Source organism: Amycolatopsis sp. NPDC088138 (genome assembly GCF_044741685.1).
Lineage (GTDB): Bacteria > Actinomycetota > Actinomycetes > Mycobacteriales > Pseudonocardiaceae > Amycolatopsis.
On the sequence record NZ_JBIUTB010000005.1, the window covers coordinates 723,834 to 742,977 of the forward strand.

The following is a 19,144-nucleotide window of genomic DNA, read 5'->3' on the forward strand; positions in this document are numbered from 1 at the left end:
GAAGGTTCCGGGGGCCAGCCCCACCTCCAGAGCCCGAAAGCCGTGAATGGCCCATTGAGAGACTTCAAGTCCCTCAATGGGCCATTCACGGCTTTACGCGGGTCAGCGCAGGCGCAGGGCCCGCTTCAACGTGCCGAACAGGTCGGTCTGGTTGGTCAGGCCGACGACGTTCGCCGCCTGCGGGCCCATGGCCGCGATGCGGACCTGGGTGCCGGTGTGCGACTGCGAGCCGCCCGTCTCGGCGGTGCCGTAGGCCAGGGTCATGTTCGCGCCCTCGTTGGTGACGAGCGTCGCGGTCAGGCCCGGGGTGGCCGTCGGCTCGACGATCTGGCTGCTGTGGCCGTGGTCGGCGGTCACCAGCACCAGCGTGTCGGGGTGGCTGCGGGCGAACGCCGTGCCCGCCGCGATCGCCGCGTCGAAGTCGACCGTCTCGCCGATCTGGCCGCACGGGTCGGCCGCGTGGTCCTGCTTGTCGATGCTCGCGCCCTCGACCTGCAGGAAGAAGCCCTTGTCCGAGTGCCGGTCGTCGAGCAGCTCCAGCGCCTTGCGGGTCTGGTCGGCCAGCTTCGGCTGGGTCTTCGGCAGCGCCGGGTTCGGGGTGCAGCGCGACGGCGCGGTGCCGCCGTGGACCGCGGCCGGGCCGGTCCAGTTCACCGGCATGTTGTTCTTGGCGAACAGGCCGAGGACCGGCTTGCCCTTCTTGGCCGCCGCGAGGTCGGCCGCGGTGTTGACGACGTTGTAGCCGGCCGCCTTGGCCTGCTCCAGCACGGTCTTGCCCTTGAACTTGCCGGCGGTGACCGTCTGGTCGAAGTACGCCGCGCCGCCGCCCAGCAGGACGTCGGGGCGGGTCTGGACGAGCTGCTCGGAGATCGAGCCGGCGCCGCCCTTCTCCTTGGCGTTGACCGCGCACTTGGCGGTCGTCTCGACCGGGCCCTTGCAGTCGCGGCTGACGACGTGCGAGCCGAGCACGGCCGGGGTGGCGTCCTGGATCTCGGCGGTGGTGACGTCGCCGGTGCGCAGCCCGCCGCGCTTGGCCAGCTCGAGGATCGTCGGCACGGGGTTGCCGTACGCGTCGACCGAGATCGCGCCGTTGTAGGTCTTGACGCCGGTGGCCCAGCCGGTGCCGGACGCGGCCGAGTCGGTCACGTAGTTCGGCTTGCCGGGGTTGTTCTGCTCGACGGCGTAGGTGGTGTAGTCGCCGGTCAGCGGCAGCTCGTCCATCGCGAGCCGGCCGGCGGCGCCGCGCTCGTAGTTGCGCGCGGAGGTGATCTCGGACTGGCCCATGCCGTCGCCGAGGAACAGGATCACGTTGCGGGCGGTGCCGCCCTGGATCGCGGAGCGGACGTCGTTGGTGCGGTCACCGGAGCCGGCGGAGCGCGCGTCGGCGTTGCCGGAGCCGTTGGCGGCCAGTGCGACCGGGGCGGCGGCGACCAGCGCGGCGCCGAGCGCGCCGGCGACCAGCCACCGGCGACGGCCGGTGAACAGCGAAGCCATGTTTCTCCTCTTCGGGGGACTTCGGGGGTTTCTAGCCCGGATTTCGGACATGGGTCATTAGTTCCGGTGCATGTGTGCCGCGGACGGACGGCAGGTGAGCACCAGGTGTCCGGTGACCGAACTCATCACTTCCCCGAGGTGACCGGGAGCACGTCGGTTATTGACCGGCGAGGTGTCCCGGCCGGACGACGCCCGCTTCGTAGGCGATGACGACGGCCTGGCTGCGGTTGGCCGCGCCGAGCTTGCCGAAGATGTTCCCGACGTGCGTCTTCACGGTCTCGAGGCTGATCACGAGCGCGGCCGCGATGTCCTGGTTGGACAGTCCGGTCGCGATCAGCCGCAGCACCTCGGCCTCGCGCCGGGTCAGGGTCTTCGCCGCCCGCGCGTGCGCGCCGCCGGGCGGCCGCCCGCTCACCAGCCGCCGGATCGCCTCGGGGAACAGCAGCGACTCGCCGGCCGCGACGGTCCGCACGGCGTGCGCGAGCTCCTCCTTGCGCGCCCGCTTGAGGATGAAGCCGCTGGCCCCGGCCAGCAGCGCCTCGTGCACGTAGTCGTCGTTGTCGAACGTCGTGACGACGAGGACCTTCGGCGGCTCGGCCAGGGCGGCCAGCAGCTGCCGGGTGGCCTCGATGCCGTCCGTGCCGGGCATCCGGACGTCCATCAGCACGACGTCGGGCGTGGTCCTTCGCACGGCGGGCAGCACCTCGGCGCCGTCGGCCGCCTCGCCGACCACGGTCAGGCCCTGCTGCTCCAGCAGGGCCCGCAGACCCGCGCGGACCAGGGGTTCGTCGTCGGCCAGCAGGACCGTCGGGCTCACGCGCCCGCCCGCAGCGGGATGGTCGCGTTCAGCCGCCACCGCTGCCCGTCCGGACCCGCGTCCAGCTCGCCGCGCAGGGCTTCGACACGTTCGGCGAGCCCGGCCAGCCCGCGTCGCCCGGGACGCGGCCCGGTCCCGGTCAGGGTGTTGACGACCGCGATCGCCAGGCGGTCCGGCCCGGCCTCGACGCGGACCTCGACCTCGCCGGGGCCCGCGTGCCGCAGTGCGTTGGTCAGGCCCTCCTGGACGATCCGGTAGCCCTCGCGCGACACCGTCGCGGGCAGCGCGGCGACCGGGCCGCGGACGGTCAGCCGGACGTCGAGCCCGGCTTCGCGGGCACGCACGGCGAGGACCTCCACCTCGGTCAGCGTGCGGGTCGGCTCCTTGGCGGCCGGCTCGTCCCGCAGCAGGCCCAGGACGTGGTCGAGGTCTTCGAGCGCGCTGCGCGAGGACTCTTCGATCGTGCCCAGTGCCCGCCGCACCTGGGCCGGGTCGGTCTCGACCAGGCCGACCGCCGCCGCCGCTTGCAGGGTCGACGTCGTCAGCGTGTGCCCGATCGAGTCGTGCAGCTCACTGGCCAGCCGGTTGCGCTGGGCGAGCACGGCCGCGCGGCGCTCGGCCAGCGCCGTGAGCTCGGCCGCGGACGGGCCGAGCAGCGCCGTCGCGCCGACCCGGAGGCCGAGGGTGGCGGCCGCGGTCAGCGCGAGCGCCGCGAGGACCGCGACCAGCCCGAACGGGATCGTCCACGCCCCGAGCGGGACGCCGGACCAGAACAGCGAGATCTCGTCCTGCCCGCCCACCAGCCACACCGCGGGCACGAGCAGCCCGAGGCCCAGGAAGGCCAGCACGGTGAAGAGGATCCCGCTCGCCGCCGTGTGCAGCGCGAGCCACAGGCCCGACCGCAGCCGCGACTCGGCGTCCGGCCGGCCGGCGGGTGCGGGGATCCGGGTGCCGAGCAGGGTGTTCGCCAGGCCGACACCGAGGCGCCGCACCGGTCCCAGCAACCCCAGCAGTCCCATCAGGACGGCGAGGGCGACCAGGGCGAGGAGCGCGCGGATCCGGGAGTCGGCGTCGACGGACACGGCGACGGCGAGGGCGAAGGGGGCCACCGGCACCGCGATGGCGGCACCCGCGGCGGCGTGGAGCAGGCTGCGGTAGCTGCCGATCCGCGTCAGGGACTTGAGGAATCCGGGCATGCGGCGAGCGTAGGGCGGCCGGAGACGGGTGACTTCCCTCTCGGGAGCCAGATTCTGGTCACAACCGGTTAGCGACCGTTAGCAGTGGCCTCCTACACTCGGGACGTGGCAGACCGACCCCTGATCGCCCCCAGCATCCTGTCCGCGGACTTCGCCCGGCTCGGCGAGGAGATCGCCGCCGTGGCCGGCACCGGCGACACCCGCGCCGACTGGGTGCACGTGGACGTCATGGACGCGCACTTCGTCCCCAACCTGACCCTGGGCCTGCCCGTGGTCAAGGCGCTGCTCGCGAGCACCGACGTGCCGATCGACTGCCACCTGATGATCGACGACCCGGACCGCTGGGCGATCGGGTACGCCGAAGCCGGCGCCTACAACGTCACCGTGCACGCCGAGGCCGCGAAGGACCCGGTCGCGCTGGCCAAGAACTTGCGCGCCGCGGGCGCGAAGGCCGGGCTGTCGGTCAAGCCGGGCACCGCGCTCGAACCGTGGCTCGACGCGCTCAAGCACTACGACACGCTGCTGGTCATGTCGGTCGAGCCGGGCTTCGGCGGGCAGTCGTTCATCGCCGAGGTCCTGGACAAGGTCCGCACCGCGCGGCGGCTGGTCGACACCGGGCACCTGAAGCTGGTCGTCGAGATCGACGGCGGGATCAACGCCGACACCATCGAGCAGGCGGCCGAAGCGGGCGTCGACTGCTTCGTCGCCGGGTCCGCCGTCTACGGCGCCGCGGACCCCGGCAAGGCGGTCGCCGCCCTGCGTGAGCAGGCCGCACGCGTCCGAGCGGGCTGAATCCGTCGCCGAGGCGCGGGCGGAGAAGCCGCACCGGCGTCTCGGGTGTTGGATGGAGAGGGACCCGGCTACGAGGAGGCAGCGGACGTGTTCACCGGCATAGTCGAGGAGATCGGCGAGGTCGTCGCGGTCGAGCAGCTGACCAACGCGGCGCGCCTGCGGGTCCGCGGGCCACTGGTGACCAGCGACGCCGGCCACGGCGACTCGATCGCGGTCAGCGGCGTCTGCCTGACGGTGGTCGACGTGGCGGACGGCGAGTTCACCGTCGACGTCGTCCACGAGACGCTGCAGCGGTCCAGCCTGGCCAAGGTCGCCGTCGGCGACCGCGTCAACCTGGAGCGCGCCACCCCGGCCGGCGGCCGGCTCGGCGGGCACATCATGCAGGGGCACGTCGACGGGACGGGCGTGTTCCTCTCCCGCGACGAAACCGGCGTCACGACCTTCGCGCTGCCGGGGCACCTGGCCCGGTACGTGGTCGAGAAGGGGTCGATCGCGGTCGACGGGATCTCCCTGACCGTCGCCGCGATCACCGCCGACCAGTTCAAGGTGGCCCTGATCCCGACCACGCTCGAGGTGACCACGCTCGGCGGCCGGGAGGCCGGCGACCTGGTCAACCTCGAGGTCGACGTGGTCGCGAAGTACGTCGAAAAGCTGGCCGAGGCGCATATCCGCGACCAGGTGCAGAATCGGGACGGCGGCGGTAGCACGGAGGAGCGGTCATGAGCGAGCCTGAGATGAGTTCGGCCGAGCCCGAAGCGGGCTGGACCCCGTGCGGTGCCGGGGCGGTGTTCGACGCCGACGCCATCGAGCGGGCGATCGCGGACGTCGCGGCGGGCCGCGCCGTCGTCGTGGTCGACGACGAAGACCGCGAGAACGAGGGCGACCTCATCTTCGCGGCGGAGAAGGCGACCCCGGAGCTGCTGGCCTTCATGGTCCGCTACACCTCGGGCTACGTCTGCGTGGCGCTGACCGAGGCCGAGGCGGACCGGCTGGACCTGCCGCCGATGTACCACACGAACCAGGACGCGCGCGGCACCGCGTACAGCGTCACGGTGGACGCCGCCGAGGGCATCAGCACCGGCATCTCGGCCGCCGACCGCGCGCACACGATCCGGCTGCTCGCCGACCCGGCGTCGACCGCGAAGGACTTCCGCCGTCCCGGTCACGTCGTCCCGCTGCGCGCGAAGGAGGGCGGCGTGCTCCGCCGTCCCGGGCACACCGAGGCGTCGGTCGACCTGGCCCGGATGGCCGGGCTGGCGCCGGCGGGCGTGCTCTGCGAGATCGTGTCGCAGAAGGACGAGGGCGACATGGCCCGCCGCGACGAGCTCGAGGTCTTCGCGGCCGACCACGACCTGGCGATCATCACCATCGCCGACCTGATCGCCTACCGCCGCCGCACCGAGAAGCAGGTCGAGCGGGTCGCCGAGGCGCGCATCCCGCTGGCCGCGGGCACGTTCCGCGCGGTCGGCTACGACTCGCTGCTGGACGGCATCGAGCACGTCGCGTTCGTCTACGGCGAGATCGGCGACGGCCAGGACATCCTGGTCCGCGTCCACTCCGAGTGCCTCACCGGCGACGTCTTCGGCTCGCTGCGCTGCGACTGCGGCCCCCAGCTCGACGCCGCGCTCGCGGCCGTCGCCGCCGAGGGCCGTGGCGTCGTGCTCTACATCCGCGGCCACGAGGGCCGCGGCATCGGCCTGCTGCACAAGCTGCAGGCCTACCAGCTGCAGGACGACGGCGCCGACACCGTCGACGCCAACCTCGCCCTCGGCGTCCCGGCCGACGCCCGCGACTACGGCACCGGCGCGCAGATCCTCTGCGACCTCGGCGTCCGCACCATGCGGTTGCTGTCGAACAACCCGGCCAAGCGGATCGGTCTCGAGGGCTACGGCCTGCGCGTCACCGGGCGGGTGCCGCTGCCGATCTCGCCGAACCCGGAGAACCTGCGCTACCTGCGGACCAAGCGCGACCGGATGGGCCACGACCTGGCCCAGCTGGAGCACTACGACCAGGTCGGCGCGGGCAACGAGCACCCCGACGGAGGAGCGCTGTGAGCGGCGAAGGCCGTCCCGACCTCAAGCTGGACCTCTCCGACTGCAAGTCGCTGAAGCTCGGCATCGTGTCCACCAAGTGGAACGCCGCGATCACCGACGTCCTGCTGGAGCGGGCCCTGTTCGCGGCCAAGGAAGCGGAGCTGGAGGAGGAGCCGACGGTCGTCCGCGTCGCCGGAGCGATCGAGCTCCCGGTGGTGGCGCAGGCCCTGGCCCGCAACCACGACGCGGTCGTCGCGCTGGGCGTGGTCATCCGCGGCGGCACCCCGCACTTCGAGTACGTGTGCGACGCGGTGACGGCCGGCCTGACCCGGGTGGCGCTCGACGAGAGCACCCCGGTCGGCAACGGCGTCCTCACCTGCGACACGGAAGAGCAGGCCCTGGACCGCTCGGGCCGTCCGGGCGCGAAAGAGGACAAGGGCTACGAGGCGACGGTGGCGGCGCTGGACAGCGCGCACGTGCTGCGGAGCCTGCGCCAGCCGTGGACCGAGCGGGGTTTCGTGTGAGCGTGAGTACTTCGTCGACCTTGGTGATCCGCCCGCGGCGCGCGCTGATCATGTGCAGCGTGCTGGCGGTGGCGCTGCTGGCGGTGTTCATCGTGGTGGCGGTGCTGCTGCGCAACGGCGACACGGGCGTCCGCTTCCAGCGCTCCGACCAAGCCGCGATGGTCGGCATCGGCATCCTGCTGGCGTGCGGCGTGATGCTGTTCGCGATCGCCCGCGTCCGGGCCGACGACGAGGGCATCGAGGTCCGCAACGTCCTGATCACCCGCCATTTCGCGTGGAGCGAGGTCCTCTCGGTGAGCTTCCCGGACGGCGCGTCCTGGGCCAGGCTGGAACTGCCGGAGGACGAGTACCACGCGGTGATGGCCGTCCAGTCGGTGGACCGGGCCCGAGCGGTGGAAGCGGTACGAGCACTGCGAAAACTGCACCGCGCGGCGACGGGCGGCTGACGTTCGGTCTTCCGACGAGCTGTTCCGGTGCCCGCGTGTGCCGGCCTGCCCGAGGAAGAACCGGCTTGGTACGACGACAGCTCGAACTGCGGTGGTGCGGAGCCGAGGTCGGCTACGAGGACTGCCTGTGGACGGCGCCCCCGCAACGTGCGGCGTGACCGGCGGTCGGCGCGGCCTGGTTACGCGGTGCCCCAGCCGAGCAAGTCCGTGAATGGCCCATTGAGGGACTTAGAGTCCCTCAATGGGCCATTCACGGCTCTCACCAACCGGGGCGGGGGTCAGAGAGTCAGGTCCACCACGATGGGTGCGTGGTCCGACGGGCCCTTCCCCTTCCGCGCGTTGCGATCCACATAGGAGTCGGTCACCGCGTCCGTGAACGCCGTGTTCCCGTACACCAGGTCGATGCGCATGCCCTTGTTGTTGGGGAAGTTGCCCGCCCGGTAGTCCCAGTACGTGAACGGGTGGTCGTACTTCAGCGGCCTCGGGAAGACGTCCGTCAGGCCCAGCTTCCGCAGCCGCGCCAGGGCTTCGCGCTCCGGGGGCGTCACGTGGGTCGACTCCGCGAACACCGCGATGTCCCAGACGTCCGCGTCGGTCGGGGCCACGTTGAAGTCGCCCAGCACCGCGAACGGCCCGTCTGACAGCTCCGACGAAGCCAGCGTCCGCAACGACTCCAGCCACTCCAGCTTGTACGCGTAGTGCGGGTTGTCCGGCTCGCGCCCGTTGGGCACGTACACCGACCACACTCGCACCCCGCCACACGTCGCGCCGATCGCGCGCGCCTCGGCGGCGCCCTCGAAGGCCGGCTCGTCCGGGAGGCCGCGCACCACGTCCGACAGGCCCACCCGCGACACGATGCCGACGCCGTTCCAGCGCCCGAGCCCGTACGCGGCGACCTCGTACCCGAGCGCCTCGACCTCGGCGGCCGGGAACTTCTCCGTCGTGTTCTTCAGCTCCTGCAGGCACAGCACGTCCGGCGCGGTCTGCTCCAGGAACTCCAGGACCCGGGGCAGTCGGGGGACGATGGAGTTCACGTTCCAGGTGACGATCCGCATGCCGCGAGTTTCCCACAACCCACCGACAGGAAAGGGGCGGCACGAAAGCGCCGCCCCTCCCGGAAGAGCCCTCAGACGCCCGCGGTCGACCGGATCCAGGACCGGCTCGAAGCCACGCTCGCGTAGTTGTTCGTGCCGCGCGTGTTGGTCCCGCTCTGGTTCTGCACGGTGGAGGCGACGCCGACCTGGACGCCGTTCGAGACCTCGGGGCCGCCCGAGTCGCCCTTCCAGGCCGAGCCGTTGACGCCGACGCTCTGGATCGCGCGGCCGCCGTAGGCGTCCGACGAGCGGCCGGTGACCTGGACGTTCGCCACCTTCAGCGCCGAGGCCGGCGGGCCGGTCGGGGTGGTGCGGCCCCAGCCGTAGAGCTGGTTGGTGCTGCCGGTCGACGGGTCCGCGCTGCCCAGCGAGATCGGCCCGGCGCTGGTCGCCGAGGCCAGGTGCAGCAGCGCGATGTCGCCGTTGGGGGACTCGTACTTGCCGTCGACGGCGATCTGCGTGCCGGAGAACAGCGTGTTGGTGCCGACCTTGACGTGCATGCCCGAGCCGTCCTCGTCGAGGCAGTGCACCGCGGTCATCACCCAGCGCGACGCGATGACCGTGCCGGAGCAGTTGAAGCCCTGGAAGTCACGGCCGGGCGTGTTGACGTACACCTGCGCGCCCCACGAGACCGTGGGAGCGGTCGTGCCGCCGACGATGTTCGGCTGGACGCCGGCCGAAGCGGCGGCGCCACCCGCGAGGGTCAGCGCGACGGCGGCCGCCGAAGCGGCACCAAGGACACGGAGAAAGCTCACGGTGGTGATCCTTTCGGATGGGACCCGAACCTGCCGGGTCGGAAAGTAACCACCGCGTCACGCAGGGGGACACCCACCAAAGTCGGAAGGCGGCGATCACCCTACTTCCGGCGGGCGAGCCGGGGGGCCGCGAGAACTGTCGGGGGTGAGCCATAGTCTTGTGGGCGTGGCTGACCCGACCACCTACCGTCCCTCGCCGGGGAGCATCCCGGACGCCCCTGGCGTGTACAAGTTCCGCGACGCGGCCAGGCGGGTCATCTACGTGGGCAAGGCGAAAAGCCTCCGCAGCCGGTTGAACTCGTACTTCGCCGACCTCTCCGGCCTGCACCCGCGCACCCGGCAGATGGTCACCACGGCCGCGAGCGTCGAATGGACCGTCGTCACCACCGAGGTCGAGGCGCTCCAGCTCGAGTACAACTGGATCAAGGAGTTCGACCCGCGGTTCAACGTCCGCTACCGCGACGACAAGAGCTACCCGGTCCTCGCGGTGACGCTGAACGAGGAGTTCCCGCGCCTGCACGTCTACCGCGGCGCGCGCAAGAAGGGCGTCCGGTACTTCGGGCCGTACTCGCACGCGTGGGCCATCCGCGAGACGCTCGACCTGCTGCTGCGGGTGTTCCCGGCGCGCACCTGCTCGGCCGGGGTGTTCCGGCGCCACGGCCAGATCGGCCGTCCCTGCCTGCTCGGCTACATCGAGAAGTGCTCGGCGCCGTGCGTGGGCCGCGTCTCGGCCGACGAGCACCGCGACATCGTCGAGGACTTCTGCGACTTCCTGGCGGGCAAGACCGACGTCATGATCAAGCGCCTCGAAGCCGAGATGGCGGCCGCGTCCGAGGAGCTGGAGTTCGAGCGCGCCGCCCGGCTGCGTGACGACCTCGGCGCGCTGCGCCGCGCCATGGAGAAGCAGGCCGTGGTGTTCGGCGACGGCACGGACGCCGACGTCGTGGCGTTCGCCCACGACGACCTCGAGGCCGCCGTCCAGGTCTTCCACGTGCGCGGCGGCCGGGTCCGCGGCCAGCGCGGCTGGGTCATCGACAAGGCCGAGGAGATGGACGTCCCGGCGCTGGTCGACCACTTCATCACGCAGTTCTACGGCGAGCAGGCCGAGCTCGAGGCCCGTGACGACGTCGACGCCGGCCCGGCCGTCCCGCGCGAGGTCCTCGTCCCGGAGCTGCCCGCGGACGCCGAGGCGCTCTCGGAGTGGCTGACCGGCCTGCGCGGCTCGCGGGTGCAGGTGCGGGTGCCCCAGCGCGGCGACAAGAAGGCGCTGGCCGAGACCGTGGAGCGCAACGCGGGCGAGGCGTTCACCCAGCACAAGCTGCGCCGCGCCGGCGACCTCACCGCGCGGTCGGCGGCGCTCACCGAGCTGCAGGAGTTCCTGGCTCTCGACACCGCGCCGCTGCGCATCGAGTGCATCGACATCAGCCACATCCAGGGCAGTGACGTCGTGGCGTCGCTCGTCGTCTTCGAAGACGGGCTGGCGCGCAAGTCCGAGTACCGCCGCTTCGCGCTGCGCGAGGCGGCCGAAGAGGGCGACGTCGCGTCGATCGCCGAGGTCGTGCGGCGGCGGTTCAACCGCTACCTCAAGGAAACGGCCGAGGGGGCCGACGTCCCGATCGACTCGTCGAAGCCGGGTCTCGACCCGGAGACCGGGCGGCCGCGCAAGTTCGCCTACCCGCCGAACCTGCTGGTCGTCGACGGCGCGGGCCCGCAGGCCACGGCGGCGGCGGACGTGCTGGCCGAGCTCGGCATCACCGACATTTCCGTGGTGGGGCTGGCGAAGCGGCTCGAAGAGGTGTGGCTGCCCGCCGACCCCGATCCGGTGATCCTGCCGCGGACGTCGGAGGGGCTGTTCCTGCTGCAGCGACTCCGTGACGAGGCGCATCGCTTCGCCATCACCTACCACCGCGAGAAGCGCTCCAAGCGGCTGCAGACGTCCGAATTGGACAGTGTGCCCGGGCTGGGGCAGGCTCGCCGCACCGCGCTGATCAAGCACTTCGGCTCGGTGAAGAAGCTCAAGCAGGCCAGGATCGAAGAGATCGAGGCGGTGCCCGGCTTCGGCAGGCGCACCGCGGAGGCCGTGGTCGCCGCGCTGGCCGGGGAGTCCGGTGCGGGTCCGAAAGCAGGGGAGTAGGGAAAGACTGTGAGTGCGCAAGAGGAGATCCGCGGGTCCGGCATGGAGGTCGCGGTCGTGTCCGGGCTGTCCGGGGCGGGCCGCAGCACCGCGGCCAAGTGCCTGGAGGACCTGGGCTGGTTCGTCGTGGACAACCTGCCCCCGGAGCTGATCGCCACGATGGTCGAGCTGGGCGCGCAGGCGCGCGGCGCGATCACCAAGGTCGCCGTCGTCATGGACGTGCGCTCGCGCGCGTTCACCGACGACCTGGCCTCGGTGATCAAGGACCTGGACGCCCGGGGCTACAAGCCGCGGGTGCTGTTCCTGGAGGCGACCGACGCCGTGCTGGTGCGGCGCTTCGAGGCCGTCCGGCGCGGGCACCCGATGCAGGGTGACGGCCGGCTCGCCGACGGCATCACCGCGGAGCGGACGCTGCTGGAGCCGCTGCGTGAGGAGGCCGACCTGGTGCTCGACACGTCGTCGCTGTCGGTGCACGACCTGCGCGCCAAGATCGAGGACGCGTTCGGCTCCGAGGCGAGCACCCAGACCCGCGTCACCGTGCTGTCGTTCGGCTACAAGTACGGCCTGCCGATGGACGCGGACCTGGTGATGGACGTCCGGTTCCTGCCGAACCCGTTCTGGATCCCGGAGCTGCGCGAGCACACGGGCCTCGACGGCGAGGTCCGCAACTACGTCCTTTCGCAGGAGGGGGCCGAGGAGTTCCTCGACCGCTACCACCAGCTGCTGCGGCTCATCGGCGCCGGCTACAAGCGCGAGGGCAAGCGGTACCTGACGCTGGCCGTCGGCTGCACCGGCGGGAAGCACCGCAGTGTGGCGCTGTCGGTCGAGCTCGCCCAGCGTCTGTCCAAAGAGGACGGAATGGCCGTGAAGGTGGTGCACCGCGACCTTGGTCGTGAATAACGTGCGGGCGGTCGCCCTCGGGGGCGGCCACGGACTGCACGCCACGTTGTCCGCGGTGCGGCGGGTGACCCCCGACGTCACCGCGATCGTCACCGTGGCCGACGACGGCGGGTCGTCCGGCCGGCTGCGGCGCGAACTGGGCCTGCTGCCGCCGGGCGACCTCCGGCAGGCGTTCGCCGCCTTCGCCGCGGAGGACGGCGGCACGCTCTGGGCCGAGGTGTTCCAGCACCGCTTCGGCGGTGACGGCGCGCTGGCCGGGCACGCGGTCGGGAACCTGCTGCTGGCGGGGCTGTTCGAGGTGCTCGGCGATCCGGTCGCCGCGCTCGACGAGGCCTGCCGGCTGATGGGCGTCTCCGGCCGGGTGCTGCCGATGTCCCCGGAGCCGCTGGAGATCGAAGGTCAGGTCAGCGGCCTCGACAGCGAAGACCCCTCGGCGCTGCGCACGATCCGCGGCCAGGTCGCGGTGGCCTCGACGCCGGGGCAGGTGCAGCGCGTCAGCCTGCGCGCGCCGGGTGGGCGGGCGCCGCTCGCCTGTGCCGAAGCGGTGGAGGCGGTGCTGAACGCCGACGTCGTCTTCCTCGGCCCGGGCTCGTGGTTCACGAGCGTTTTACCTCACCTGCTGGTGCCCGGACTGCACGACGCGCTCGTGAAGACGTCGGCGACGAAGGTGCTCGTGCTCAACCTTGTCCCCCAGCCGGGGGAAACCGCCGGGTTCTCACCGGAGCGGCACCTCGACGTACTCTCCGAGCACGCACCCGATCTGCGGGTGGACGCGGTGATCGCGGACCGCGATTCGGTCCCCGACCCGGCGAATCTCCGGCGCGCGGCCGAGCGGCTCGGCGGCCGGGCCCACCTGGGGGCGGTGGGCGACCCGGAAGTGGCGGGACGGCATGATCCTGATGCGCTCGCGCGATGCATGCGGGAGGCTCTCGGTCTCGGCAGGGGCGGGGAGCACGGGGGAGGAGCGAAAGGCAGGGAGGGGCAGTAATGGCGATGACCGCCGCGGTGAAGGACGAACTGAGCCGGCTGGAGATCACGAAGGTCGGGCCGCGCCGGGCGGAGGTCGCGTCGCTGCTTCGCTTCGCCGGCGGGCTGCACATCGTGGCCGGCCGGGTGGTCGTCGAGGCGGAGCTGGACACGGGCTCGGTCGCGCGACGGCTGCGCAAGGAGATCCACGAGCTCTACGGCCACCATTCGGACGTCCACGTCATCACCGCCAGCGGCGGGCTGCGCAAGGGGACGCGGTACGTGGTGCGCGTGGTGAAGGACGGGGAAGGCCTGGCCCGCCAGACCGGGCTGATCGACCAGCGCGGCCGCCCGGTGCGCGGCCTGCCCGCGGCCGTGGTGTCCGGCGGCGTGGCCGACGCGGAAGCGGCGTGGCGGGGGGCGTTCCTCGCCCACGGTTCCCTGACGGAGCCGGGCCGTTCGTCGTCGCTCGAGGTGACGTGCCCGGGTCCGGAGGCGGCGCTGGCGCTCGTCGGCGCGGCCCGGCGGATGGGCATCCAGGCGAAGTCGCGCGAGGTCCGCGGCGCCGACCGCGTGGTGGTCCGCGACGGTGACGCGATCGGCGCGCTGCTGACCCGCCTGGGCGCGCACGCGAGCGTGCTGCAGTGGGAGGAACGCCGGATGCGCCGCGAGGTCCGCGCGACGGCGAACCGGCTGGCCAACTTCGACGACGCGAACCTGCGCCGTTCGGCCCGCGCGGCCGTCGCGGCGGCGGCCCGGGTCGAGCGCGCCCTGGAGATCCTCGGCGACACCGCCCCGGATCACCTGCTGGCGGCGGGCAAGCTCCGGCTGTCCAACCGGCAGGCGTCGCTGGAGGAGCTGGGCCAGCTGTCGGACCCGCAGATGACGAAGGACGCGGTCGCCGGCCGCATCCGCCGGCTGCTGGCGATGGCGGACAAGCGGGCGAAGGACCTGAGCATCCCGGACACCGAGTCCGCGGTCACCCCGGAGATGCTGGAAGAAGAGGAAGACGCCTGACGAGGTCCCGCAGCCAGGGTTCGGCGATCGCGGGTTCGCGGCGCAGCACACGGGCGAGTTGTGCGCGCACGGCCGGTGAGCGTCCGGCTTCGACGATCGCGACCGCCTCGGCCAGCGCCCGCCGGGTGCGGTGGTCGCGGCCGGGGGAGCGGACCCCTTCGGCGGCCCACAGGTCCCGGCCGAAGGAGCGCGTGAGCTTCTGCTGGCGGTCGGCGAGGTAGCCGAACAGGGCGGTCTCGACGGACACGTTCCGGATCGTCACGTCCTGGGCCCAGCCGGCGTGCTGCTGCCAGCGCCGGGTGTTCGGGCTGGTGTGCGTGCGCCGGGTCAAGCCGACGATCCGGAGCCGGCGGCGGATCGCGGCCCGGTCCGCGCCTTCGTCGGCGGCCCAGTCCCGCAGGATGTCCAGCAGCTTCCCGAACGTCCCGCCGGACGACACCACGTCGACGAGGACGACCGGCTTCGACCCCCGGGCGAGCAGGCCGGGCGTGAGCCCGTGCGCGGCGAGGTTCGCCCGCAGCTGCGCCACCTCGGCCGGGTGGAGGCGGTCGAAGAGGGGGTGGTCCACGAACGCGGTGGACAGCGGCAGCAGGTGCAGCCGCGCCGGGTCCGGCAGCGCGCCGCCGAGCAGGTCGAACACGGAGTCCCCGGACCGGCCGACGAAGTACAGGTCCCCGTCCCCGGACCGCGCGAGCACCTTCGCGGCGCAGTCGGCGAGGTCGTCGAGGAACCACAGATCGGGCTCGGGCACCCCGTCCAGGAGGGAGCCGAGGTGGTCGGGACGCAGCAGGTCCCACCGGAACGGCCGGTTCGGCTCGATCACGCCGGCATCGCCCGTGCGTACTCGGCCATCAGCTCCGCCAGCCGATCCGGTCCCGCCGCTCCGCCACCGGGGATGTCGCGCGTCGACGTCCCCGCCGGGCCGTCGAGCGCGGGCAGCGCGCAGCCGCCGCGGCGGGCCAGGACGGCGGCCGTCGCCACGAACCCTTCGAGCAACGCCCGGCTGATCGGGTGCGAGGTCGCGCGGTACCCGGCGACCAGGGCGTCGGCGAACTCCGCGAAGACCGGGCCGTCGATCGGGTGGTCGTCGGGGTCACCGGGCCCGTTGGCCGGGTTCCACACGCAGTGGCCGTCGATCGTGAGGTACTGGCTCATCGGCGGTGAGCCTAGGGCGCGGGGCCGTGCTGGTCAGCCGGTTTCCGTCCGGTGCGGTTAACGGGATCGGTGCCGTCCGGTCGAACTCGTAACACCCCGGTAGCACGGGGGAGTGGTCGCCGAAACGCGGCGCGTCGAACCTCGGTCGGGAGGGAGTACGCCGAACGAGGGAAGGGGAACGCATGCGCACGAGCCGGAACAGCAATGACCGCGCGCAGCTGCAGGTGTCGCCGGAGGTCGGCACCTGGCTCGCCCGGCGCAGCAGCAGGGCCGACGACTGGACCGCGGAACAGCTGGTCGAAGCCAAACGCGGCACGACCGTCTCGGTGGTCATCCCCGCGCGCAACGAGGAGACGACGGTCGGCGCGATCGTCACCGCCATCCGCGAAGAACTTCACGAAAACCACCGGCTGGTCGACGAGATCCTGGTCGTCGACAGCCACTCGACCGACGCCACCGCCGAGGTGGCCGCGGCGGCCGGCGCGCGGGTCGTCGCGCAGGACGCCGTGTTCCCGGCCCTCGACGGGCTGCAGGGCAAGGGCGAGGCCCTGTGGAAGGGCGTCGCGGCGACGACCGGCGACCTGGTGGTCTTCGTCGACGGCGACCTGTACGACTTCACCACCGACTACGTCACGGGGCTGCTCGGCCCGCTGCTCACCGACCCGTCGGTGGCCTACGTCAAGGGCTTCTACCACCGCCCGCTCAACGGCGCGGCGGGCAGCGAGCCCGAGGGCGGTGGCCGCGTCACCGAGCTCGTCGCGCGGCCGCTGATCAACATGTTCTGGCCCGAGCTGTCGGGTTTCGTCCAGCCGCTGGCGGGCGAGTACGCCGGCCGGCGCGAGGTGCTGGAGAGCATCCCGTTCGTCGTGAACTACGGCGTCGAGATCGGCCACCTGATCGACCTGCTGGAACTGCGCGGCCTCGACGCGCTCGCCCAGGTCGACCTGGGCCACCGCGTGCACCGCCACCAGAGCACCCAGGCACTGGGCCGGATGTCGGGCCAGATCATGCAGACCCTGTTCGACCGCCTGGAACGCTACGGCCGCCTGGTGACGGCCATCCCGCCGGCGACCATCCTGGCCCAGTTCCAGCGAGGCACGTCCACCGACGGCGTCGAGCGCGAACTGGTGCTGACGGACCTGACGTCCCCGCAGCGCCAGCCACTGGCGAGCCTGCCGGTGACGCTGCGCCCGGAGAACGAGCTGGACCTGCAGGACACCGCGTAGGCGCTGTCCGGTGATCGCCCGTCGCGAGCCCTCGGGAGCGCGGCGGGCGATCCTTCAGCAGTACGGGTGGTCCGTGCGCTCCGGACGGTGCGGAATGGTCGTCTTGATGTGCAGGGCGTCGTAGGAGGTTTGCCAGGCGTCCGAGTGCACGAAGTCCTGGATCTTCGTGGTGAACTCGATGCACGCCTTCGAGTCGCTCTTGCGCAGGCCCACCCCGTAGAACTCCTTCGGGTTGACCAGGGATCCGTTGTCCCAGTAGGCGGGGTCGACCTTGGCCTTCTTGAAGTTGGCGACGGAGAGCAGGATCGCCTCGTCGGTTTCCACGGCGTCGAACTGGCGGTCGTCGACGTCGAGGAAGGGGTCCAGGCACTCGGCGAGGGTGTCCTTCGCCTGGGCGCCGAGCTTGTCCGCGGCCGTGGTGCCCTTGGTGACGCAGGTGTGCCGGGGGTAGAGCAGCTTGGTCTGGCCGGTGATGGCCGCCAGCTTGCCGCTGTCGACCATCTGCCCGGACCGGTCGATGAAGTACGGCCCGGCGAAGCTGACGAAGTCCCGGCGGCTCTTCCTCGGGTCGGTCGTGCTGTTCCCGTCCATCGAGTAGTTGGCGACGACCAGGTCGACCTCGCCGCGCAGCAGCGCGCCTTCCCGGTCGTACGGGGTGAGCGCCACCGGCACGACCGTGAAGCCGAACTGCCCGGCGAGGTAGTGCGCCAGGTCGACGTCGAAACCCTTCGGGTCGGTGTCCGGGTAGCTCCACCCCGGGATCTCGCCGTTGAACCCGACCCGCAGCGTCTTGCCGGCGACGGGCCACAGCTCGGTCCCGGAGACGGCGGCCTGGGGCACGGTCGAAGCCGCGGCCGCGGCGGACGGCGTGGGTTCCGGGCCCGGGCCGGGGTGCAGGGTGATCGCCGCGATGGTCGTGGCCACCGCGACCACCAGCACCGCCGAGCTCAGGGCGAGTGCGCGTTTCCGCATCGTTGTCAGTCCTTCTCGGGAGGCGTGGAGAACACGGCGACCGCGATCGCGGCCGCGTAGCCGAGCAGCGCGAGCGGGGCCGCCACCGCGGCCGCGAGCCCGGCGGGCAGGCCGGTCCACCACAGGACCGCGCCCGCGACCAGCGCCAGGACCACCGCGGACGCGCCCAGCCACGGGTCGGTCAGCGCGCCGCGCAGGCGCCCGGGGCGCTTCGGCTCGGCGGGCCCGCCCGGATCGTCCTCCCAGGCGCGGATGAGGTCGTAGAGGCGCCCGGCCTCCTGCGAGACGATCTTGCTGTCGTGGTCGAGCAACCGCAGGACCTCCGACCGGATCCGGTCCCGCACCGACCGGGTGCCCTGGTCGTAGAGGTCCTCCAGGCGTTGCAGGCCGCGCACGATGATCGTGTTGACGTCGCTGCCCAGGTCGGTGATCACGTCGGGCGCCAGGTCCCGCGCGATGAGCGCGGCCCGGTTGCGGACCACGGCCTTCTGGTCGACCGTCCTGGTGGCGCTGTGATCGGGTTCCGGGTACCCGGCCGACAGCAGGGTCTGGCGCAGCCGGGGGAAGATCCGGGGCAGCGACAGCTCGGGCGACGGGTCGTCGATGCCGTTGGTCAGCAGGTCGATGAGCACCCCCGTGAACGCGGTGTACCGGGCCCCGGCCGGTGCGACGGCGTGGATGTTGCTGCCGGCCGAGGCCAGCACGTACGAACCGGAGACGACGAACGCCTCGCCGTCGGCCTTGCCCATCGCTTCGGCCAGCGCCCTTCCGCTGAAGCAGGTGTCGATGACGACCATCCGGCACGCGGCCTGGCTCTCCCGGACGATCCTGCGGATGTCGGAGTACGGCAGCGCGTGGTTCCACCAGAAGTCCTCGCCGCTGTCGTCGCTGCCCGGCAGGAGCAGGTGGATCTCGTTGCTCGCCAGTTCCTTCGGCAGCGCGTGCCCGCTGAGGTAGACCAGCAGGACGTCGGTGGCCCGCGCCGCGGCGGCGCGGACCGCCCGCAGGATCGCGTTGCGGTCGTCCTCGTCCAGCACCGACGTGCAGTTCTCGGCGAGGAAGCCGCCGTACTGCTCGTCGGTGAGCACGGCCGCCAGGTCGGTGACGTTGTTGGCCACGGCGGGCAGCGGGCGCGCGGCGAACGAGCCCGAGTACGTGGTCGTGCCGATGAGGACGGCGTGCGAGGACTCAGGGACGGGAAGGCGCATCGCCGTCCTCGGTGATGGTCACCGAACGGTGCGCCAGCAGGGTTTCGGCCAGCGCGGCCGGGTCGGTGGCGCCGGTGAGGCGGAGGTTCACCTCTCGGCCGTCGTCGGTGTAGGAGAGGTGCAGGTCGCCCTTCCGCAGCCGGTCGCGTTCGACCAGGTACCCGCAGATCGAGCGCGCCAGGACGGGCACCGCGGCGACCGCCGCCGCGACGACGACGTCCCAGCCCATGGTTTCGGGGGCGGCCTGGCCGGACATCGTCCGGAGCCGGCCGCGCAGATCCTCTTCCAGGGCCAGCCATCCGGGGAGGTCGTCGGGGCCGGTGCTGCCCTCGAAGGTGATGGCGATCGTCACTGCGCTCCCGGGTGATCGTCTCGGCGGAGCCCGCCGTGGTCCCGGCGGGTGCACCTCCTCCAG

At 72.3% G+C, this 19,144-nt stretch carries 20 protein-coding genes; 10 read left to right on the forward strand and 10 right to left on the reverse strand.

What is annotated here, in order from left to right; all coding sequences use genetic code 11:
* Positions 1–102: 102 nt before the first annotated feature.
* The 3 genes from phoA to ACIOD2_RS29935 all read right to left on the reverse strand — a co-directional run bounded on the left by phoA (position 103) and on the right by ACIOD2_RS29935 (position 3,507).
* On the reverse strand, positions 103–1,494 hold the full coding sequence (phoA, locus tag ACIOD2_RS29925; protein WP_400545140.1) for an alkaline phosphatase: 1,392 nt from the start codon (positions 1,492–1,494) through the stop codon (positions 103–105).
* A 157-nt stretch (positions 1,495–1,651) separates the two neighbouring features.
* The gene (locus ACIOD2_RS29930) at positions 1,652–2,311 is read right to left on the reverse strand and encodes a response regulator (protein ID WP_400545143.1); all 660 of its coding nucleotides are present in this window, start codon (positions 2,309–2,311) and stop codon (positions 1,652–1,654) included.
* Entirely contained in the window at positions 2,308–3,507 is a 1,200-nt protein-coding gene (locus ACIOD2_RS29935; RefSeq protein ID WP_400545145.1) for a sensor histidine kinase, read from the reverse strand. Before ACIOD2_RS29935 ends, ACIOD2_RS29930 begins: the two co-directional genes overlap by 4 nt.
* Positions 3,508–3,627: 120 nt before the next feature.
* Between ACIOD2_RS29935 and rpe the strand changes: the two genes are divergently transcribed.
* The 5 genes from rpe (at position 3,628) to ACIOD2_RS29960 (ending at position 7,302) form a co-directional block, all read left to right on the forward strand.
* Complete coding sequence (gene rpe, locus ACIOD2_RS29940) at positions 3,628–4,299, forward strand: ribulose-phosphate 3-epimerase (RefSeq protein WP_400546179.1); 672 nt, start codon at positions 3,628–3,630, stop codon at positions 4,297–4,299.
* 87 nt (positions 4,300–4,386) lie between these two features.
* The gene (locus ACIOD2_RS29945) at positions 4,387–5,022 is read left to right on the forward strand and encodes a riboflavin synthase (protein WP_400545148.1); all 636 of its coding nucleotides are present in this window, start codon (positions 4,387–4,389) and stop codon (positions 5,020–5,022) included.
* An 11-nt stretch (positions 5,023–5,033) separates the two neighbouring features.
* Entirely contained in the window at positions 5,034–6,353 is a 1,320-nt protein-coding gene (locus ACIOD2_RS29950) for a bifunctional 3,4-dihydroxy-2-butanone-4-phosphate synthase/GTP cyclohydrolase II (protein WP_323330559.1), read from the forward strand.
* Positions 6,350–6,856, forward strand: coding sequence for a 6,7-dimethyl-8-ribityllumazine synthase (gene ribH / locus ACIOD2_RS29955; protein ID WP_392770171.1), 507 nt, complete (start codon positions 6,350–6,352; stop codon positions 6,854–6,856). The genes ACIOD2_RS29950 and ribH overlap by 4 nt, the downstream gene beginning before the upstream one ends.
* A 50-nt stretch (positions 6,857–6,906) precedes the next feature.
* Positions 6,907–7,302 (forward strand): PH domain-containing protein, encoded by a 396-nt coding sequence (locus tag ACIOD2_RS29960; protein WP_400546183.1) that lies wholly within the window; start codon positions 6,907–6,909, stop codon positions 7,300–7,302.
* Between the two features lie 278 nt (positions 7,303–7,580).
* Here ACIOD2_RS29960 and ACIOD2_RS29965 read toward each other — a convergent pair whose 3' ends face one another.
* Positions 7,581–8,357, reverse strand: a complete 777-nt coding sequence (locus ACIOD2_RS29965) for an exodeoxyribonuclease III (RefSeq protein ID WP_400545152.1) — start codon at positions 8,355–8,357, stop codon at positions 7,581–7,583.
* A 71-nt stretch (positions 8,358–8,428) separates the two neighbouring features.
* Entirely contained in the window at positions 8,429–9,151 is a 723-nt protein-coding gene (locus ACIOD2_RS29970; RefSeq protein WP_400545155.1) for a S1 family peptidase, read from the reverse strand.
* Positions 9,152–9,317: 166 nt separating this feature from the next.
* Here ACIOD2_RS29970 and uvrC point away from each other — a divergent pair, with 166 nt between their 5' ends.
* The 4 genes from uvrC to whiA are packed head-to-tail and all read left to right on the forward strand — an operon-like array spanning position 9,318 to position 14,168.
* Positions 9,318–11,285 carry an excinuclease ABC subunit UvrC gene (uvrC, locus tag ACIOD2_RS29975; RefSeq protein ID WP_400545158.1) on the forward strand — a complete coding sequence of 656 codons (1,968 nt, stop codon included), beginning with the start codon at positions 9,318–9,320 and terminating at the stop codon, positions 11,283–11,285.
* 42 nt (positions 11,286–11,327) lie between these two features.
* Positions 11,328–12,185 (forward strand): RNase adapter RapZ, encoded by an 858-nt coding sequence (gene rapZ, locus ACIOD2_RS29980; RefSeq protein ID WP_003101350.1) that lies wholly within the window; start codon positions 11,328–11,330, stop codon positions 12,183–12,185.
* 1 nt (position 12,186) lies between these two features.
* Complete coding sequence (yvcK, locus tag ACIOD2_RS29985; protein WP_400545161.1) at positions 12,187–13,173, forward strand: uridine diphosphate-N-acetylglucosamine-binding protein YvcK; 987 nt, start codon at positions 12,187–12,189, stop codon at positions 13,171–13,173.
* The gene (gene whiA, locus ACIOD2_RS29990) at positions 13,173–14,168 is read left to right on the forward strand and encodes a DNA-binding protein WhiA (RefSeq protein ID WP_323330482.1); all 996 of its coding nucleotides are present in this window, start codon (positions 13,173–13,175) and stop codon (positions 14,166–14,168) included. Before yvcK ends, whiA begins: the two co-directional genes overlap by 1 nt.
* On the opposite strand, the gene ACIOD2_RS29995 is transcribed toward whiA, so the two are convergent.
* Both ACIOD2_RS29995 and ACIOD2_RS30000 read right to left on the reverse strand, forming a co-directional pair.
* Positions 14,131–14,991 carry a hypothetical protein gene (locus ACIOD2_RS29995; protein WP_400545164.1) on the reverse strand — a complete coding sequence of 287 codons (861 nt, stop codon included), beginning with the start codon at positions 14,989–14,991 and terminating at the stop codon, positions 14,131–14,133. The genes whiA and ACIOD2_RS29995 overlap by 38 nt on opposite strands.
* Positions 14,988–15,323 carry a DUF6086 family protein gene (locus ACIOD2_RS30000; protein WP_400545167.1) on the reverse strand — a complete coding sequence of 112 codons (336 nt, stop codon included), beginning with the start codon at positions 15,321–15,323 and terminating at the stop codon, positions 14,988–14,990. The genes ACIOD2_RS29995 and ACIOD2_RS30000 overlap by 4 nt, the downstream gene beginning before the upstream one ends.
* A 182-nt stretch (positions 15,324–15,505) precedes the next feature.
* Here ACIOD2_RS30000 and ACIOD2_RS30005 point away from each other — a divergent pair, with 182 nt between their 5' ends.
* Complete coding sequence (locus ACIOD2_RS30005) at positions 15,506–16,549, forward strand: glucosyl-3-phosphoglycerate synthase (protein WP_400545170.1); 1,044 nt, start codon at positions 15,506–15,508, stop codon at positions 16,547–16,549.
* A gap of 54 nt (positions 16,550–16,603) precedes the next feature.
* On the opposite strand, the gene ACIOD2_RS30010 is transcribed toward ACIOD2_RS30005, so the two are convergent.
* From ACIOD2_RS30010 to ACIOD2_RS30020, 3 genes are read right to left on the reverse strand one after another with little or no spacing between them, the layout of a single operon-like run.
* Positions 16,604–17,521 carry a transporter substrate-binding domain-containing protein gene (locus tag ACIOD2_RS30010; protein ID WP_400545173.1) on the reverse strand — a complete coding sequence of 306 codons (918 nt, stop codon included), beginning with the start codon at positions 17,519–17,521 and terminating at the stop codon, positions 16,604–16,606.
* 5 nt (positions 17,522–17,526) lie between these two features.
* Positions 17,527–18,729 carry a caspase family protein gene (locus tag ACIOD2_RS30015; protein WP_400545176.1) on the reverse strand — a complete coding sequence of 401 codons (1,203 nt, stop codon included), beginning with the start codon at positions 18,727–18,729 and terminating at the stop codon, positions 17,527–17,529.
* Positions 18,710–19,081: a hypothetical protein gene (locus ACIOD2_RS30020; protein ID WP_400545179.1), complete on the reverse strand. Its 372-nt coding sequence runs from the start codon at positions 19,079–19,081 to the stop codon at positions 18,710–18,712. The genes ACIOD2_RS30015 and ACIOD2_RS30020 overlap by 20 nt, the downstream gene beginning before the upstream one ends.
* Between the last annotated feature and the right edge of the window lie 63 nt (positions 19,082–19,144).